The organism is Ohtaekwangia sp. (genome assembly GCF_036568665.1).
Classification (GTDB): domain Bacteria; phylum Bacteroidota; class Bacteroidia; order Cytophagales; family Cyclobacteriaceae; genus Ohtaekwangia.
In genome coordinates, this window is the sequence record NZ_DATCSD010000183.1 from 1 (window position 1) to 18,538 (window position 18,538).

At 41.3% G+C, this 18,538-nt stretch carries 9 protein-coding genes; 5 read left to right on the plus strand and 4 right to left on the minus strand.

The window, feature by feature from the left end:
- Together VIN08_RS10475 and VIN08_RS10480 are read right to left on the minus strand one after the other, a co-directional pair.
- Positions 1 to 5,231, minus strand: a 5,231-nt coding sequence (locus VIN08_RS10475; RefSeq protein WP_331964239.1) for a DUF6443 domain-containing protein, incomplete at its 3' end; no start/stop codon positions are given.
- A 13-nt stretch (positions 5,232 to 5,244) separates the two neighbouring features.
- Positions 5,245 to 8,796: a hypothetical protein gene (locus tag VIN08_RS10480; protein ID WP_331964242.1), complete on the minus strand. Its 3,552-nt coding sequence runs from the start codon at positions 8,794 to 8,796 to the stop codon at positions 5,245 to 5,247.
- A gap of 471 nt (positions 8,797 to 9,267) precedes the next feature.
- Here VIN08_RS10480 and VIN08_RS10485 point away from each other — a divergent pair, with 471 nt between their 5' ends.
- The 3 genes from VIN08_RS10485 (at position 9,268) to VIN08_RS10495 (ending at position 11,415) form a co-directional block, all read left to right on the plus strand.
- On the plus strand, positions 9,268 to 9,726 hold the full coding sequence (locus VIN08_RS10485; RefSeq protein WP_331964245.1) for a hypothetical protein: 459 nt from the start codon (positions 9,268 to 9,270) through the stop codon (positions 9,724 to 9,726).
- Between the two features lie 187 nt (positions 9,727 to 9,913).
- Entirely contained in the window at positions 9,914 to 10,528 is a 615-nt protein-coding gene (locus VIN08_RS10490; RefSeq protein WP_331964248.1) for a porin family protein, read from the plus strand.
- Between the two features lie 632 nt (positions 10,529 to 11,160).
- Positions 11,161 to 11,415, plus strand: a complete 255-nt coding sequence (locus VIN08_RS10495; RefSeq protein WP_331964250.1) for a hypothetical protein — start codon at positions 11,161 to 11,163, stop codon at positions 11,413 to 11,415.
- 3 nt (positions 11,416 to 11,418) lie between these two features.
- On the opposite strand, the gene VIN08_RS10500 is transcribed toward VIN08_RS10495, so the two are convergent.
- Entirely contained in the window at positions 11,419 to 12,504 is a 1,086-nt protein-coding gene (locus VIN08_RS10500) for a hypothetical protein (protein ID WP_331964252.1), read from the minus strand.
- Positions 12,505 to 12,845: 341 nt separating this feature from the next.
- Between VIN08_RS10500 and VIN08_RS10505 the strand changes: the two genes are divergently transcribed.
- Positions 12,846 to 13,499, plus strand: a complete 654-nt coding sequence (locus VIN08_RS10505; RefSeq protein WP_331964254.1) for a response regulator transcription factor — start codon at positions 12,846 to 12,848, stop codon at positions 13,497 to 13,499.
- Here the strand turns inward: VIN08_RS10505 and VIN08_RS10510 are convergent.
- Positions 13,496 to 16,489, minus strand: a complete 2,994-nt coding sequence (locus tag VIN08_RS10510; RefSeq protein ID WP_331964256.1) for a sensor histidine kinase — start codon at positions 16,487 to 16,489, stop codon at positions 13,496 to 13,498. The genes VIN08_RS10505 and VIN08_RS10510 overlap by 4 nt on opposite strands.
- 575 nt (positions 16,490 to 17,064) lie before the next feature.
- On the opposite strand from VIN08_RS10510, the gene VIN08_RS10515 reads away from it, so the two are divergent.
- Complete coding sequence (locus VIN08_RS10515; protein ID WP_331964258.1) at positions 17,065 to 18,060, plus strand: hypothetical protein; 996 nt, start codon at positions 17,065 to 17,067, stop codon at positions 18,058 to 18,060.
- Positions 18,061 to 18,538: the final 478 nt, after the last annotated feature.

Consider the following 18,538-nt stretch of genomic DNA (forward strand, 5'->3'; position numbering starts at 1 on the left):
AGCGTGAGTTGTGTAACCCCATAAGGGATCATAATTACTTCTTCTACCCAAGCTTCTGATAGTGCCTGTTTCGGAATTGTCGTGCCGGGCCATACCAAGTCGGCACCGTTTCCTTTTGCATAAAGGGTAACAGTTGCTCCATTAAAGTATCCTTTCACTCTGAACAGATAGCGCTCACCTTCCGTCACGGTGTATATGGTCGTGAAATTGAGACCTCCCTTGGTTGCCGCCGGAGACGAAGTGCCGGTAACTTTAATATACTTCTCACCGTTAATGGTCTGCGCGGCGAGTGTAGCGTTTGTGGTTGTCAAATCGGCCGTGACTATATCGCACGAATTTGTGTACAGCTTTTGCTCGCTGGCCATCACAATTCTTCCCTCATCGTGCTGAACGAATTGCAGCACATTATTTTCAAATATCCAGGGGCCAATATACTCTGTTACCTTTTGCGTGCCCGATTGCGTAACAACCTGGCTTTGCTTGGCTCCGGTGGCATCGTACAGATACACAATATTATCGTTGCCATACTTAGTCACTTTCTCAGGCAGGTTCAAATGATTATAAGTAATAGATTGTCCGGCGGATAGCACCAGGTTTTTGTTTTTGTCCTGGATCATGTTGCCGTTAGCATCGTAGGCATAGTCACTGCCGCTGGTGTTGCCATCATAAAATCCTTTGTCTTTGTCGGCAGTGCCAGCAGCATCACCTACTGACATCAGTTGATTGCCGGTTGCGTAGGTATACGAAAGATTATCGATCAACGCATTGCCTTTGCCTTTTCGCTGAAGGGTTTTGATGTTTCCGTTCAAGTCGTAGCTTAATCCATTTTCATTATATTGTCCTGCTGCCCACGTGTTGAGTGTAGCGGCCTGAAGGCTTGCTGCGGCGGTCAATCTATTCATGGCATCGTAGGTGAAGTTGTATCCCATTTGTTTGATGGCACCAAGGCCGAGACCACTACTCCACTTTATCGCGTTGATGTTGCCATTATACTGAAGGTTGGCCGCATTGCCCGTGCCCAGATCGTCGTTATACGCGAGGTTTATACCGAACAAATCCCCTGTATCATCATTGTTACCAGTGGTACCGGTATTTGAAAGCTCGGCATTGTTGATCGATGTTAACCAGCCACGAATGTTGTAGCGATAGTCAACACTTTGTTTCGCATCGGTTGCTGCAGAGGTCGTGCTGTGTAACTTTTTATCAATCAGCTGACCTAGTTCATTATAGGTGTTGCTTGCCAATAGTACCTCGTTTGTTTCTGTAAGTGTTCCCGCTGTACGCGTTCCGATCTTGTGCCATGTCTCTTTTAGCCTTGAAGCATGATCGTAAGTAAATCTCTTTGTTACTGTCGACACTGCCCCGTTAAGAGGTGAAACTGAAAATGTATTCGATACAACGATGTTGCTGATTTTAGCACCTGTGTTTCGTAGTGTTGTATAGAAATACAATTGCGCCGTTGATACATCGGCGGTTTGTGTACCGGTCGGGTACACAATCACCCCATTCTTCTTGTAGTAAATCTTGCCATTGATCCGTTCAACGCGAAGTACATCGCCTGCCACAACGTTGCCTAAGCCAGAAGCAATGTTGCCACCACGACTTATACTAAGCTGCCCTGTGCTAACGTACCAGCCGAAGTCAATATTGCCCATCGCCGGGGCCCCTCCGTCACCAAAGCCGAGTATAAAGCCAACGCCAACCTGTGATAGGGTAGCTTCGATCCATCCATCGGTATTGACCGGAAGGTATTGAACCGAGGTTGCGCCTTCCGCCCAATCGCTTGCCGTCCCACCAAAGCTGATGTTGCTGTTGCTGGGTGACACACTCGCACTGCCGGTAACATTTGTCCACGTGATTGGTTGTCCGGTGAAGAGCGATGTCTTGGTAGATTGCGGCCTGCCGGCAAAGTCATAAGTTGTGGTTGTTATTGTATGCCCTTTAATGTTATCAGCAATCTGCTGTATGAGATGATATTTGGCGTCATAGTAATTTACTGTTTTCAACCAACTGCCTGTAGAAATCATCCTTGTCTTTGCTCCTGTGACCTTTCCGATAACAGCTGAGTTGGCTGTTGTCTCCTGTTTCAGGTAACCCCCCGTTCCATTCAATTGTGTAGCATCGTAATCGAACACATTATTGTTTACGAGCAGGCTCTTGAAGTTGTAATTGTCGTAGTAGGTTACTGTCAGATAATTGTTGAGGGTATCTGTTTGTGGAAATGAATTATTGGTGTATCCATGAACACCAGAACCCTGATACATTTCAAACCAATTTTGTGTACCAGTCAAACCAGTATAATATGTGTCAACACGTGACTGCATGGTAGCTTGGTCAACAATGGTATTTGTTTTCAGTAAGCCTGTGAGTACAGGGCGATTCAAGGCATCGTATTTGGTAAAAATCCATTGCTTGTTCGGCCGCTGGCTGCCATCCTGGGTAAGTACAAGCCGGTCGCGATTGTCGTATACCATATATACCGGTTGTGCACCTGGAACTTGTTTTTGTATCAGGCGGCTGTTATTGTCATAGCGATAACGAAATGCATAATTTGAAAGGATACTTTTATCCGTTGAAAACGACATATCAAAATCCTTAATTGTACCTCCCTGGTGATTAATGGCAAAATCCGCATATAATAATGTTGCGGAGGTGCTTGTCGCCTCCAACATTAAAACATCATTTACATAGTATCGTATTTTTCCCCCTTCTCTTGAAAGCATAACCGTTGTGCCTGGAGTATAATTACCCAATGATCCATTGCTTTTCACAACGCCGTTTTCCCAGGCAAGCACGGTGCCTCCTGCGGAAAACTCAATTGCAAAAGGCATGGCAACGCCATTATCTACGTTTGCATTTGTGAAACCTATCATCCGCGATGTGTTAGTTTCTCCGGCAGTCATTCGTATCCAGCCATCGGTATTTGCTCCTAAAGAGTTCGAGGAATATGCACCAGCATTGCCATAACCTGAATTACCTTGCTTCGATATAAGATTGCTCCCAATTGTAAGGCCAGTTGAGACTGACTGCCAAGTGGTAGGTGCGGAAATAGAAGAAAGTAATTTTGATGCTTCTGGTGGAATTACCTGAACCAGTCTTCCCAAGTCGTCATATACATAGTAGGTACTAGCATAGTTAATGTCGCTCACCGTTGTGTTTCCTTCTATAGCCTGGACCCGTTTCAAAACGGAGTGGCCATCTTTATCGACATACTCAATTACCTCATGATTCTGTTCATCTTTAGTTTTGTTTTTTGAAAGTTCATTTGGCAGGTAGTAGTATCCGTATGACGATATATTTCCCAAAGGAATTGGCGTGCTTGGATCTGTGTACTTCCATAATCTCACTTCACTGGCAATATTGACATCGTATACCTTCTTGATTGTATGATCTGTTGAGGTATAGCTATTGGCTCCATCGGGCTGCCAAACTGCTCCTGGAGCCCCTTGAAAGTTTATACGATTAAGCGGGCTCGATTCAAACACAGTCTCAGCATAGGGAAACTGGTCGTTCGAAACACTTGGTGCGCTCTGATAATATAAATACTGTGCGCCCGTACGATACCGGGCCAGATCAGTCATTTGCGTGTTATCCAATGATGGATCCTTTAAAGCATCCGTTTTGTAGCTTCGCTTTGAAGCGTTTGAAACATAGGGCAAAAATTTAAGTTTTTCTCTTCCATAAACATCGTACTGAAATGGTAGTACAATGTCTTTCTTTGATGGTGAATTGGCCGTATTGATTTTCTGAACAGGTCTTCCAAGTCCATCAAAGTAAGCAATTGTTTCGTTTAGATTTTCAATAGCCAAGCCATCCACATCGCTTTCTGTAAAGATATTATCCTGTCCAATTGTTCTGCTGATCACATAGTTCAGTGGGGTAGCGCAATAGGTTGTTTTTATACTATTCGAAATTGCTGTCGAATTGGTTACACAGGATAAATTGCTGGTTAGTAAACAGCTTATATCCTGTCCACCGGAAATTATAGTTTGGAACTGAGACGCCGTAGCACCACTAACGGGATTACCATTGACACGCCATTGATAACCGGGATTTGCTCCACCATTCGTTGGCGTGGCCACAAATAGTGCATTCGTTCCATCACACACATTTGTAGTGGTTATAGCTAGTTGAGGCACTTGCTGTACAGTAACGGTAACCACAACGCTGCCAGAGCTGGAGCAACCATTTGATGTTGTTATAGTCAAGGTGTACGTTCCTGACATAGCTGTGGTAAGATTAGAAAGTACCGGGCTCGAGGCGGTACTGGCATAACCATTGGGGCCTGTCCATGAGTAACTCGCCGCGGTAATACCAGGGATTAATGTTATGGTACCTCCAATACAGGCTGCTCCCGATGTTGTTGGCGATACACTCGGTTTATCTACTGTTAATGTAGCAGCGCTGGATGTCGTGGTGCCGCAGGCATTAGTGGCCTTTATCCAATATTGGCCCGCCAGACTAAGTGCCGCAGGTGATAAGGTAAGCGTTGCTGTAGTCTGTCCCGACCAAGGTGGGGATAGTGATGGAACAGCTCCACTGCCATTGCCACTCCAATACCATTGATAACTCGTTGCGCCAGTGACCGCGGCACTCAAGGTTGTTGATGCTCCATCACAAACTGTTTTACTAACAGGCGAAGTTGTAATAACGGGGGCAGGATTGATTGTAACTGCTGTTGTCGCCGTTTTACCACAGGCCGTAAGCGTATATACACCTGCCATTGCTGATGTCATACTTGTAGACACAGTAGGGCTTTGACTTGTGCTCGTAAATCCGTTAGGGCCAGTCCATGCATAACTTGATAACCCGGTTGGTCCTGTGAGAGTCAACATGCCACCGATACACACGGGTCCGTTGTTGGATACCGTAAACGAAGTCCCTACTGTCACTACATTAGATAGCGTAGTGCCACATGCATTCGTCGCGCGTATCCAGTATTGACCTGTTACGCTGCTTGATACCGAAGATATAGTAAGTGTTGTAGTGGTAGCGCCAGACCAAACTGCCGAAGGAGGTACTGCTTGATTAGGAAACCCACTGCCACTCCAACACCATTGATAACTGGTGGCTCCTGTGGCTGTAATACTAAGCGTTGCCGTTGCACCATCACAAACCGATTTACTAACCGGCTGAATTGTGATGGAAGGCAAGGAACATTGCGCTATTGTATTGAAGGAAGAGATTAATGCAACAATAATCCCGATGAATAATATTCCAGATTTTCTCATGACATGTTGGGGCTTATTGCTGGTTCAGATAATGGTATAAGGTCTGCTTAACTACTTTTTTATTGGCATCTTTTACCAGCTTAAGACGGTTCAATGTATCGTACTCAAAATAGGTGGCCACATTATTGGGGTCAGTTGAAGAAGTCATACCCGCAAGTGGATCATACGTATAAGTGGTTATCAATGCCCCTTCAGGAAGGAACCTGATATCATCAATTGCCCCCGTTTCGTTTATGTTTATAGAATAAGCATTAGTAGTGACTATAGCTTTTGTGGTCTTTAATGTCCAGTCATTGATAGCAGTTCCGGTTTTCGTCCAATAGGTCAATATATAAGCTCCATTACTGAGGTTTGAAATATTCAATGAATAAGACCCCTTGTAACTTTTTCGTCCTGTTTTACTTTCTGTGCTAACTACATTACTTCCCGCATCGTCCTCGAAGCCAGTATAGAAGACGTCTTTCAAAAATGCATTTTCAATTGCTGCAACCGGAAAGGTTTGATTGTATCCCCATATGACGGAATGTATAACACCGTCCTTAGTCTGGTACTGTGCAATTTTGCCACTTGTATAGTGATCGTATGTAAGTACTACCTTCGTGGCATCTGCTTTTACCTGCTGCTCGACACTGACGGGTTTTATAAACGAATTTTCTACTGTAAAATAGTTTGTTCTATTCCTGACGAGTTGGACGCCATTCTTTAATCTGGTCTCCTCAATCACTGGTTCAATGATATGGCAATCATCGCTAACCATAGTCGAGTACGGATAATTCTGCATAAAATCAACTGGGTATTTATATGTAGCAGTTTCCAACTCTTGTTTACTATTATACGTGCGCGTTTGCGAGATTTCGTAATTGGAAGGATTGTAATCAAATTCCGTAACCACCGTATTTTTATTGCTGCCTGAATAGACTTCCTCCGTTTTCTTAATAAGAATATTCTTGAACCGCACATATGGGTAAACACCTATCCTGTATTTCTGATCTCGGGTGCTCGTACAATCCTCTCTACCTTCTTCTTCCCCAACAAAAATTTTTTTCGATGTTACATTTACCCAGTCTTTTTCCAGTGAGCCTGTTAAAGTTGAATAAACATTTTTTTCTATACGCAGTGTATCCCCTGCGGCATTCAGGTATGTGGTTGTTAGTAGCTTCCCGGTAAAAGATGCTTCGGCATAGACTAACGTGCTCTCGAATATTAAGGGATGTGCATCGTTGCTGAATTCCTTAATCGTCATTCCATTTCCTGAAGCACCCGTTTTATCAAGGTCCCTGATAGCAACACGGCTATAGCCCACAGTTGGGCCTATCGGGTAAGTCGATGTAGAAAAAGAGCCATCTGACTGCCTATAAAAACATTTGTAATAGACCGACCCGCACCTTACCACACCACCAATATCCAGCCAGTTTTCTGTAATGATATAATTTAACGGCGCTTGCAAAAGACCGCTTGTTCCGCCACCGACATTCACGTAGCTATATTCCCGTGATGACAAAAGATTTTGATGCTCATCAAAATTGTCGACTCTCTTGATGCGTAACCCTCCACCAATGGATTCGTAATTTTGAGGAACTTGTGGGGAGGTGTAAAGTTTATAGTTAATCGTTGCCTCCGCAAGAGGAGTGTACCCTTGAAAACCAAGGTTATCAGGTACATTTAATTGTACAGCATAATGCCCTGCGGGGAGGGTAAGAATCTCATCAAATACTTTACTATAAGCTTGGCCATCGCTAAAGAAATCAGGAGCCCAATGGTGAACTACCTGTACGCCGTTCGGGCCTACTGAAAGCACGTTGCAATATGCTGACGCTATTTGACTGTAGGTAAACATTCCACCTTTATTGTGGAAGTGGATTTGGAAATGAACATCCGTTGATGAAGTCAATTCAAATTCGGAATGAGTATATTGAATGGCGCTTCCGTCAGGATAGTTCAAATCATATAAACTGAACGAAGCGTCACTGTTAAATAATACCTCCTTGTCTGCTGTGAGAATGGTATAATTACTAAACGTATGAGGTTCGAAGGTATACAATGTTTTTCCTCCTGTGGGATATTGTATTGATTTTAACATGCCGCTTTGCATGTGTTGTGCACTCGGCCCTCTATTGGCACCTGAATAAACATCCTTCGGCAATGTAAAGGTCGGAGAGTAAGAATTGAATAAAACGGCTGAGAATAACCGCGGTACAAGTGTTCTGGCAGAATTGCCATAATGTAAAACATCACTGGTGTTTTCCTGTCCATTGTAGTATCCCCAATGGTCTTTAGCAAATGAAGTTTTCATTGGCAACGGTACTTCCTCATTGTAGGCGAATGAATATTGCGTTTTCTCTGATCCTGATGCATTTCTTTCAACGATACCCGTCAGTTTCAATCTCTTCTGAAGATTGGCATCAGTCAAGCCGCCTCTGCCTCCAAATGTTCCATCAGTCAGGTAATCTCCGCCAACTGAGGAAGAGCTAAAATAGTCGTGTTGAAATTCTATTATTTTCTTTCTGGGTGAAAAATTATCCTCAACAATAAGGGAATCCAATTTTCTGGCGCCGCTTCCTGCTATATCTTCGCGGCCGCTCAGATTGAACCTCACTGTTTCTGTCATCGACTCAATCTTGGTCAGATATTGTGTGTTGATGGTGGCGACATCACGAGACAGGGTTCGTTGACTAACCCCAACGCCAGTAGGATTTGAACCCATTCCGCCAATAGCTTCAACATTGTCAAGTGTCGTCTCACTGGAAGGCGGTATCATCTGTGTAGGACCAAAACCTGTATAGGTGAATTTTATCCAGTGACCATCCGTTCCCGTTATATAGGAGAGATACCACGCATTGTTAACCCTGAAATGAGATAAGCTTTCAGCATACTCCACAGCTGAAAAGCGATACTTGATCCCTTTCCCGTCTGTTATAAGAAAACCTACATTTGGACCACCATCAAGTACACTGACTTTGCAATTATTTCTTTCTCCAATCACCTGTGGAGTACCTGTTTCTGGATTAATGTAAAACTTAAAGGAAATACCAGGGGCGTTGACGCTATACATATCACGCTGACCTTTGCCCTCGGTAGCTGCCTCAACACATTCCAGCGGTGTATTGTAATCATTTGATCCGAGATACCATAGCTCGTGACCAGTGGCTGGATAAATTCTGAAAGGATCAATAACGTCAACCACCATCTTCCATGAACTCCAAAAAAAGCCTGCTGGGTCTATCTGATCATTGCCACCAGCGGGCTCATACACGATGCCTGCGACTGCGGTCAGATCCCAATTCAATCCAACGAATGTTGCTTCCTGGTTTACTCTCACACCGGTAGCATTGTAATAAAGATTAAGGGGATACTCCAGCTCACCCGACTTAATTACATGAAGGGGAATAGAAATATCAGCCGCACCCGTGAAATCACTGACTTCAACTTCACCATATCGTCCCAGACTGGCCGCCTCGGGTGATATAGGAGTAATTTGGGGAATCTTAAGGGGATCAGTTGCCTGCGCGAATAAAAATGGCAGACAAAAACAATTAATTAACACAACCAGTATAACTTTCTTCATAACAAAGTAGATTAGGTTTAAAAACATATTGCGAGATTCATGGTTGGAGCGCAAATATCGTGATGACAAAATCGGAGATCTGCTAAATACAATTTTGACGTGCTACATTTTGTAATGAATCGCCACACGAGAATAATACCAACAAGCTGGGTGATGCAAAGAAGGTAGGTTTAAGTTTTTCATGTTTTATAATTGAATACTCATGCGCAAAGCTTGATTTTTATATCATCACAGTAAATACTTACAACGGAGCATTTTATTAATTACATGTCTTTTACAGTACTCCAAAAGAAGTATTGATACTCCCCAAAAAGACAGTTTACTTTGCAGCATGATTAAACTTGCAATTGTTGATGATGAACAACTGGCCAAGGCTTTAAAGAAAGAACTCCTGGAATACTCGGACATCTGCTGCCTTCTAAGCCAAACGTCGGTAGCAAGTGTGAAAAAAATTCGTGTAGATTGACAAATATGAAGAAGACAATTTTATTAACGCAGAATGGACTACGCAGGACAGTTTCCAAGTGGTTATTCATAATACTTGGACTTTCTAATTCAATAAATGGAGTTAGAAATTTAACCGAGACTCCTTTGACGAACTGGGGACTTGGAATTTTACTTTTGACAAGCGGACTTCTAATAGCGACACTCGGACTAATTTTATTCAATCCGACTAATATGTTCGCTCCAAAATTCGTAATTGACGACAATGAAATTCAAATTCGAGAAGACGTTCATGTAAAGACCAAGGCAATAAACTGGAAAGACATAAAAGAGATTACTTATAAATCTTTTGCACTGGACTTCTTATTAAACGACAACTCGAATAAATTAATCATTCTTCGGACAACTGGAGAGACATCAGTAGAGATAAAGAAATCAATCCGAGAAATTGCAGACAAGAAATCAATAAGTATAACTGGGGGTTGACACCAGCTACCAGTCGAGTAGACTGTCTAATACGACCTTGGTATTAAATACAAATTCAATATACGTACCTCATTTACGGTTACATATATAACCATAAAATATACCGATATGGTAGTATGCTTTTCAAAGTGCCTTTAACCACCACATCAACTGTTTGTATAACTCATTTTAAACACAATTATACCTTATGAAAAAACTGTTACTAGTTGTTGCATTGATCGTTGCTGTAAGTGCGTCTTACGCTCAGTCAATCATTCCGAAAGCCGGACTATCTTTATCAAAAATTCATGGAAATGACGCCAGCGGCACTGATTCAAAAGCAGGCCTTACCCTGGGTGTTGGCTTCAACCTGCCCCTGGGCGAAGGTGCGTTCTCCATCCAGCCAGAATTGAACTATATCCAAAAAGGATTTAAAGCAAGCGAAGACGGAGGAACCGCAAAATTGAACCTGAATTACCTTGAGCTTCCAGTTCTGGTGAAGGCTTCTTTCGGCGATGTTACAAAGTTTTACGTTAATGCTGGTCCTTCAATAGCATACGGTCTTAGTGGTAAAGTCTCATACGAAGAAGGCAACATGAAATTCAGTTCCAAAGTAAAATTTGGAGACGGCGATGCTGAAGATATTGTATATATCAACAACAAGATTGACCTTGGAGTACAATTCGGAGGTGGTGTTTTAATTGCCGGCAAAGTTATGGTGGATGTTCGCTATGGCTTGGGCCTGACAAAACTTTCGGATGACACCGAAGTTAAAAACGGTGGTTTCCAATTTACGGTGGGCCTGCCAATCAGTCTTAAATAATTTCTATTAGTGAATGTATTGAAAGAGTTTGTCTCAAAAGTCTCTTCTTGAAAAATGCCCCATAGACGATTTTATTCATGGGGCATTTTTCAATCAAATTCAGTCCTTTATTTGGCGTACATATATACTTGATATAGTGTATAGCTGACCAAAACTAAAAAATACTTTTGAGACGGTATCTTTTTTTCCTCCTCACACGACAAGATTCATTTTACACTAGTGAGTAGGTGTGTCTATCCGTTCACTCATACTTTGCTTGTTTTTAGTTTTATCGTGTTAAATCCTCGATGACCCGGGTAAGGCTTCTTCCTTTGAGCCAGTACTTTCGATCAACTAATTCTCTGTTTCTCCTTGCATATCCAAAAACTCATACCAGCGCTTGCTGCTATGGTATATATCCAGATAAAAACGACACTTTTTTACCTCCTGAAATTTCCTTTTCTCTTAACGCTACAGTCATTATTCAATCTCCCCTCCATTCAATCTCAGTATATATTTTTAAAATTCGGGTATATCCTGAGTAACATGTAACAATATGTAAATCACGAAAACTGTAATCTATCGCCTTCTTTTGCCTGTCACTATATATACTTAACGAAATAAAATTAAAATTTCGATCACACCTCAATGATGTGCACGAGAAGGATAGTCATTTTAAAGAATTGACAGAAAAAGGTTATCAGGGAGGTGGACCTTCATGGAAGGGAATTGTTTATGGAGCACTGAAAATGTCTGACCCAGCCATTCTGACTAAAATTGGATTTGACGAAGAAGCGGAAGAACTAGCAATCAACAAGGGCAACTCCCGTAATGGTTTTGTTCTGCAACAAACACAAACCTCCAACGCAAATACGTTGGAGGTTTATTTTACTTGGCGGTTAATTTAAAAATTAGTTTCCCGTATAGATCAGTTCTCTATAGTGACCACCTAGACTCGAGCCACCCATCTTTGTTACTGCCCATCCTGAGACGCCATCATTTCCGGTAGACGTTACTGCGAAATAGTTATAATCATTTCCACCTACTCCACGGTAGTTAACCCACAATCTGGTACCATCCGTTTGCAACGGAACATTTTTACCCGAAGATCTTGCAACGTTTACATAATATTGAGTGTTGTCCCATGCCCATATTCCGTCATTATTGTCGTCATGAAATTTGCGATAACGTATATAATCAGAAGGGTCCATATAGGTTACATATATTTTACCGTTAAAAAACTGAGCTTCAGCTTCTGTCTGAGGATCGGTGGATGTAGGATACTCTGCGCCAACTGTCCAATTAACAATGTCTGTTGAGTAAATGGAAAATAAGGTACCACCGCTGCTTGCGAATAAAAAATATTTGCCATTCACCTGAGTGAAGGATGGCGTTGAAATAACGTAGGTAGGAATATCACTTACCGTGCTGAGAGAACCCAACGTGTTAAATCCAGTACCCGATCCTGAATATTTGTATTTATGAATGGTCATTACAGAGTTATACTCTCGAAATTGAAATGCGTATAATTCGCCATTTATTGCGGCCAATTCAGGGTGACGTTTGTTACCGTTAGCGTCTTGACTGACTATAATGCCCTGCGCTTGTTCTGCAGACCAGTTTATTCCGTCTGTTGAAGTTTTTAACCAATAGCTTCCCTGATAAAAGTAAAGCATATACAGAGTATTATTGACATGTGCAGTCCTGATAAAATCAGGAAAGAACATCAGGCCGCTACAATTGGCCAGCCAAGGCCACGTAATTCCATCCAGTCCCCACTGAACATTATAACGGTCAGCTGCTACGGATCTTGGAAAAAAAGTGAACCACTTGCTGGACCCAAACAACATGGGAGACACCGGCACATCACTGGATGCATTGGATTTCAGGTCACCACTCTCCATTTTTCTATCTGTAAGCATGGAATCCTCACTACAATTGAAAAATACTAACAGAAGAAGAAGGGTTGAGACAATTGTTTGAATTTTGATTTTCATAATTTTTTTGTGGATTAATTTGTTAGGTTAGGTTCAAAAACATGCTGCGAGATCGTGGAGCGCAAATGTCGTGATGCAAAAAAACGGAGATCTGCTAATTACAATTTTGAGGTGCTGCATTTTGTGATGAATCGTCACATGAGAATAATACCAACGAGCTGAGTAATGTAAAGAAGGTAGATCTAAGTTTTTTCATGTTCTCTAATTGATAGTAATGCACAAAGCTTGATTTTTATACTATCACAGTAAATACTTACAACGGAGCATTTTTTAATGACAAGTCCTTTCCAGTACTCCAAAAGAAGTATTGATACTCCCCTAAAGACGGTTACTTTTGTAGTATGATTAAACTTGCCATCGTTGATGATGATGAACAACTGGCCAGGGCTTTAAAGAAAGAACTCCTGGAATACCCGGATATCGAAACGATAGAAATCAGTAATGGAGGTATTAAATTCTTGAAACATCTCCAGCAATTGCTACCCGGAAAGCGCCCGCAAGTGATTATTATGGATATCAGTATGGGTTCCCCTGACGAAGGAATTCAGGCCACACGGTTGATCAAAGAGCATTTTGCGGATATTCAAGTCGTCATGTTCACCATCTCGGATACGGACGAACTTATTTTCGAAGCCTTCCGGGCAGGAGCTGTTGGCTATTTACTTAAAAATGAAAAGCCTTCTTTCATCCTCAAGACAATTATTGATGTTCACAACGGTGGAGCGCAGATGTCGCCCAGTATCGCACGGAGGACAATTGCATTCCTCACACCTGATGTCGGGAAGGGCCGGCCACAAAAAGAAACGAACGAAGCGGTGATATTATCCGAACGGGAAATGGAAATAATGAAATTGGTTGAGCAAGGATTCACCTACGAACAAATTGCCAACGCTTTGCATATTGCCGTGAATACAGTTAAGAAACACATGATGAATATTTTTGGTAAACTGCAGGTCAATAATAAAATTGAAGCAATAAAAAAGATCGCCCGTTAGCCTTTATTGGAAAGTTGGAGCGACACAATCACATGTGTCCCTTTATTTAACGCCGTTGATATTTCAAAGGAGGCATTAATCTCTTCTGCCCTCGCCTTCATATTTTTTAATCCATAGTGGCCATTCATTTGAGAATGATCGATTACAAATCCTTTCCCGTTATCCTCCACTTTTATACAAAAACAATTGCTGCGGCTGTCTTCGTAAACAGCCACTAAAAGTACAGATGCTTCGCTGTGTTTTTGACTGTTTGCTATAGCTTCCTGGATAATGCGATAAAGATTTATAGCTTGAGTCGGTTTCAGCACAAGATTGTTATGCTCAACCTCGATCTGCAAGTCGTAATGAACGGTGCCTTTATTTTGTCTTAACCGCCAGATCAAGTTTCGAAGTTTGTCGCTAAACTCTGACAAGGTTACGCCGTCCTTTTGTATAGCCCAAATGGTATCCCTCAATTCAGACACTGTTGAATGCACGTTACTATGAATCTGTTCAGCCGTTGTATATTCTATCTCATATTCTTTTACTATCTGATTAAATCCCAGCGATAAAGAAATTAACCTTGATCCTATATTATCATGAAGATCCTGGGCAATACGGCCTTTCTCCGATTTTAATTGATTGGCGAGCTCCAGTTTCAACAGCCTGCTCTTGTACTTGGCGCGGAAATAAATAAAAAAGATAACACCGGCTACCAGCAACGTGATGAATAAAACAGTCAACCTAAAATAAATGGTCTCCCACCATACCGGTTTGACATGAACAACGTTCGGAAAAATAATTTTTTTCCAATGCCTGCGATCGGTAGAGTACTCAACATCAACTTTATACTTACCAGGGGCCAGTGAATAATAATTGATATTAAAATCCTTCGTATAATTCCACTGTCCTAATGATGAAGACCTGTGTCTCAAGAAAAGAGTCCGGCTATTGTACGATTGAAAACCAAAATCAAAACAGATGTTGTTCTCTTGAAAAGATAAATCATGCAGGTCGGTAGAAGTAACAGGATTGGAATTAACGGTCACCCGGTTCAGTCGGGGTATCGGTGTGTTATTTGCGAAATGAACTTCGTGATTGTTGAATACAGAAAAACCATCATTCAAAATGCACCATGTCTCTGATCCATTTCTCATAATGAAATTTACCTTGTTATCAACCATACCAGATGCTTTATCAAGAAGCTTATAGCTAAGTTCCCGTTTATCCAATAATTGCTTTAGGTCAACTTTAAGAAGCCCTTTTTCCGTGCCCAGCCAAAGGCAGCTGTCAACGACAGATGTATATATACTTTCAAAAATAAAACCTTCATTTTTTGAATAGGCTTGTTTTTTTTCACCATCGATTATTTTAAATCCATTGCCAATCGTTGATACAAGAATTTTTCTACCTGGCAAAAGAGTTAACCCCGATATTTTATCATTGTTGAACCCTGGTATTTCTGTGATTTTATGAAAGGACTTGTCTGTTTTATATAGCCCTGTTACGCCGGCCAGATAAACATCATTGTCAATTACAAATATATTCCGGCTCCAAAAAGCAAGTTTATGAAATGATAATAAGTTACTCTCTAAGTCGAATTCCAACGCACCATACCCATTGACTCCCCAAATTCTGTCATACGTTCTAAAATACTTCTTCAATACAAACTTCGTTACATCCGAAAACTTCTTGACAACCGTGCCCTCTTTATCCAATAATACGGAACTGCCTGATGTTGAAATCCAGAGCAGGCTATCGTTCTTCAAAAACACGCCAGAAACGATGGGGGCCTTTAGATCTATCGACCATTTTTTTGCTTTCGTCTTTTTGTCAAGGTTAAGTAAAGTCCCATCGTAGAAACCCACAAAAACATTTTTGTTGTTTGTCAACACGAAGTTTACTTTGGAATCCCTAGACAGACTGTAATTCTGAACACTAAGGTCTGGTATATAATAAATACCTTTTTCTAAAGTTGAGTACCAAAAACCTCCATCGTTATCCTGAAGCACTGATGTAACAGACCTGCCTTTTAACAAAGGCAATCGCCACGGGCGGGAAAAAGTGTTCGTGGAAAATCTTACAACTCCATCACTCAAAAATCCCAACCAAAGATTATCTTCCTTGTCAACCGATAAGCTAATGATAGGCTGCTTCGCAGTATAGACCAATTCAGTTTTTGAATCCCGGAGCCTGAACAAGCGATCATTTACAGATAAATACATATCCCTTCGCCAGAGCTTGCAAAAAATATAACCAAGACGGTCTGTATTTTCAATGGGAAGGTTATACGTTACTCCATTTAGCGAAGCAGTACTTACATTGGCAGGGCTATTTATTGCCAGTGTGACGTTGAAATTATTTTTTGTAATCTGTAAAACATGTATAACGCCACGTTTCATTTTCATAGACTCGAGTGATCCTGTATTTGAAATCCTATAAAGTCCATTCCAAACATCGGTAAAATAAACCTGCCCAAGGCTATCCACTACCATTACAGGAATAACCCCTGCCCTTGGCAATGAAGTTATTCGATCGTTGAATTTGTAAGGGGTCATCCTTCCTTCTTTATGATGGTAAATTGAGGTTGCCCCGGAAAAAGTTCTAAACCATAAATTGCCGTTGGGATCTTCTATAGTCGAAAACACAACTTGATCGGAAAGGCCATTGGATTTATTAAATAATTTGAATTCGCCTCCATCAAATCTCACCACGCCATTATCGGTGGAAAACCAAATAAATCCCTTAGTGTCCTGAAACACGTGATATACCTCAGATGAAGGCAGGCCGTTTTGTTCATTGTAGTTTTTGAATGCCGCTTCCTGACCAAAACAGTTGAGTATGAATATAAAAAGGAATAGCAGCGAGAGATAAAAAGAACTCACACTAAAAGATTTGGAATTATTGCCTTCGCAGATGAAATTGAACAAATCTCTATTTACGGAGGCATGCTTTGAATCCAAACAGATTCGATAACACAGATCATCAATTCCCTTGCTTGTTTTGTTCATAAAGTATGATCAATGTTATTTACCTGAGCGCAAACCTGTATATACTTTACTCCTTTTCTACTCCAGGTAAATACCTGCAGCTCTGCTGCGTACATCTCTGTGTTTGCAGACCGGTATGATGCTCAGCGCTTGCCCAGAGTTTTACTTTAAATCAGCTGACTGTAATTTACAGATTGTGCGGTGCAACATCAAAGCATACTGAAAGTATTCAAACAAATTTGTGCCTGTATTCAAGGTACGTTTAGATTGTATCTCTATATATCCAAACAGAAGGATGCGCGGGCATATAATATATACCCATTTTGGTGGTATACATTCTATACCACGTTACTTCCAAAACTCCCGCGTCCTGAATTAGCTTCAGCAAAAGCATATTTTTACCGACTCTAAGGTTCCTGAATCCCCAAAGTTCAAAAGATATGTTGTTAACAATGGTTGCGATTGAAGATAGTTGTATTTCATTTGCCCATCATATGGGAACTAGTAATTTACACAAGGGGAAATTATTTCTGCGTAGATTGGGGCTCTGAAAAAATATCTGCTCCTAATCCTTCAACTCTAAACAATAAACCTTAATGAAAATAGCTGCACATGCCACAACGGTATTATTGATGGCCCTTTTCCTTGTATTTAATTCATGTAACGATGATGATTCATCAACTACTGGTGGAGATGTATATGTGGCCGGCATGGTGTATCATGACGGAGTTGGAATAGCCAAGTACTGGAAGAACGGGATAGCAACCGACCTTACCGACGGGACTAACCAAGCAGCTGCTTTTTCTATTTTTGTGGTTGGTCATGATATATATGTGTCCGGCTTCGAATCCAATGGAATAAATGACGTGGCTAAGTGCTGGGAGAACGGAAAAGCAGTAAATCTTACCGATGGCACAGCGAATGAGTATGCCTCATCCGTTTTCGTGGTTGGTAGCGATGTGTATGTGGCCGGCTATGAATCGGAACTTGATAGTCTAAAGGGTGTGGCTAAGTATTGGAAGAACGGAAAAGCAGTAAATCTTGCCGAAGGTACAACTAGTACGGCTGCTTATTCGATTTTTGTCAAAGGTAATGAGGTGTATGTCTCAGGTAGGCATTATGGCGCCGCTAAGTATTGGAAAAACGGAAAGGCAGTAGATATTTCCGGTGTTATTGCGAAATCGATTTTTGTATCTGATAGCGATGTGTATGTGGCTGGGCAAGTATACGATGGAACGAATTTCTTTGCTGCATATTGGAAAAATGGAAAACCATTGAAGCTTAGCGATGTGCCTAGTGTTGCCATGTCTATTTATGTGACTGGTAAGGATATCTATGTTGCTGGCTATGAAATTGAAGGAAATGTGACCATATGCAAATACTGGAAAAATGGGGCTTCGGTAAATCTCTCCAATAGTCCAAATGGAAGCACAACATCTATTTTTGTGGCTGGCAGTGATGTTTATGTTACAGGGTATGGAAGCGAAGAGCCCGGTGGCCCTTACGTAGCTAAGTACTGGAAGAATGGAGAGGCAGTGAGTCTTACCGATGGCGTTGAACCTGGCTTTGCGAACGCTATTTATGTGAAGTAAGTTTTGTTTTTCATGATACCAGGGATTGCTATTCGTATTGAGTTCCAGGCTTGGCTCTGTTTGAAGGTAATGCTTCTTACAAGAGTGCGGTATATATTTACCTTGGCGCGCCACACAACACAATCTGGCATAAATGATCAGAGTTGCGCAAGGCATGCTTAATTTTTTAAGGACAACGGTTGTCACAAGTATATACTTTTATCTCATTCAAAGTATACCTAAAAAAAGGTATAAGAATAAATTTATTTATCATTACTACAATAAGTGGTATTAAATAAAAATTATAAGGCGAAATTAGTAGCATTAACATAGAGACGGTTTGAATATTTATATATTCCCTTTGTCTTTCATTGCTTAGTTAAAACATTTCCTGTTTCAGGTTTACCTTTTTTATCAAGCCCCACAAGTCGATTATTCTTTACTAACCACATTAAGGTGGGCGGTGATTTAAGCCATTGATCTTTTTCTTTGATGCTCA

Coding starts and splice junctions, on each gene's coding strand:
- VIN08_RS10485 (WP_331964245.1), top strand. CDS start 9,268: ATGAAGAAGACAATTTTATTAACGCAGAATGGACTACGCAGGACAGTT.
- VIN08_RS10490 (WP_331964248.1), top strand. CDS start 9,914: ATGAAAAAACTGTTACTAGTTGTTGCATTGATCGTTGCTGTAAGTGCG.
- VIN08_RS10515 (WP_331964258.1), top strand. CDS start 17,065: ATGAAAATAGCTGCACATGCCACAACGGTATTATTGATGGCCCTTTTC.
- VIN08_RS10480 (WP_331964242.1), bottom strand. CDS start 8,796: ATGAAGAAAGTTATACTGGTTGTGTTAATTAATTGTTTTTGTCTGCCA.
- VIN08_RS10500 (WP_331964252.1), bottom strand. CDS start 12,504: ATGAAAATCAAAATTCAAACAATTGTCTCAACCCTTCTTCTTCTGTTA.
- VIN08_RS10505 (WP_331964254.1), top strand. CDS start 12,846: ATGATTAAACTTGCCATCGTTGATGATGATGAACAACTGGCCAGGGCT.
- VIN08_RS10510 (WP_331964256.1), bottom strand. CDS start 16,489: ATGAACAAAACAAGCAAGGGAATTGATGATCTGTGTTATCGAATCTGT.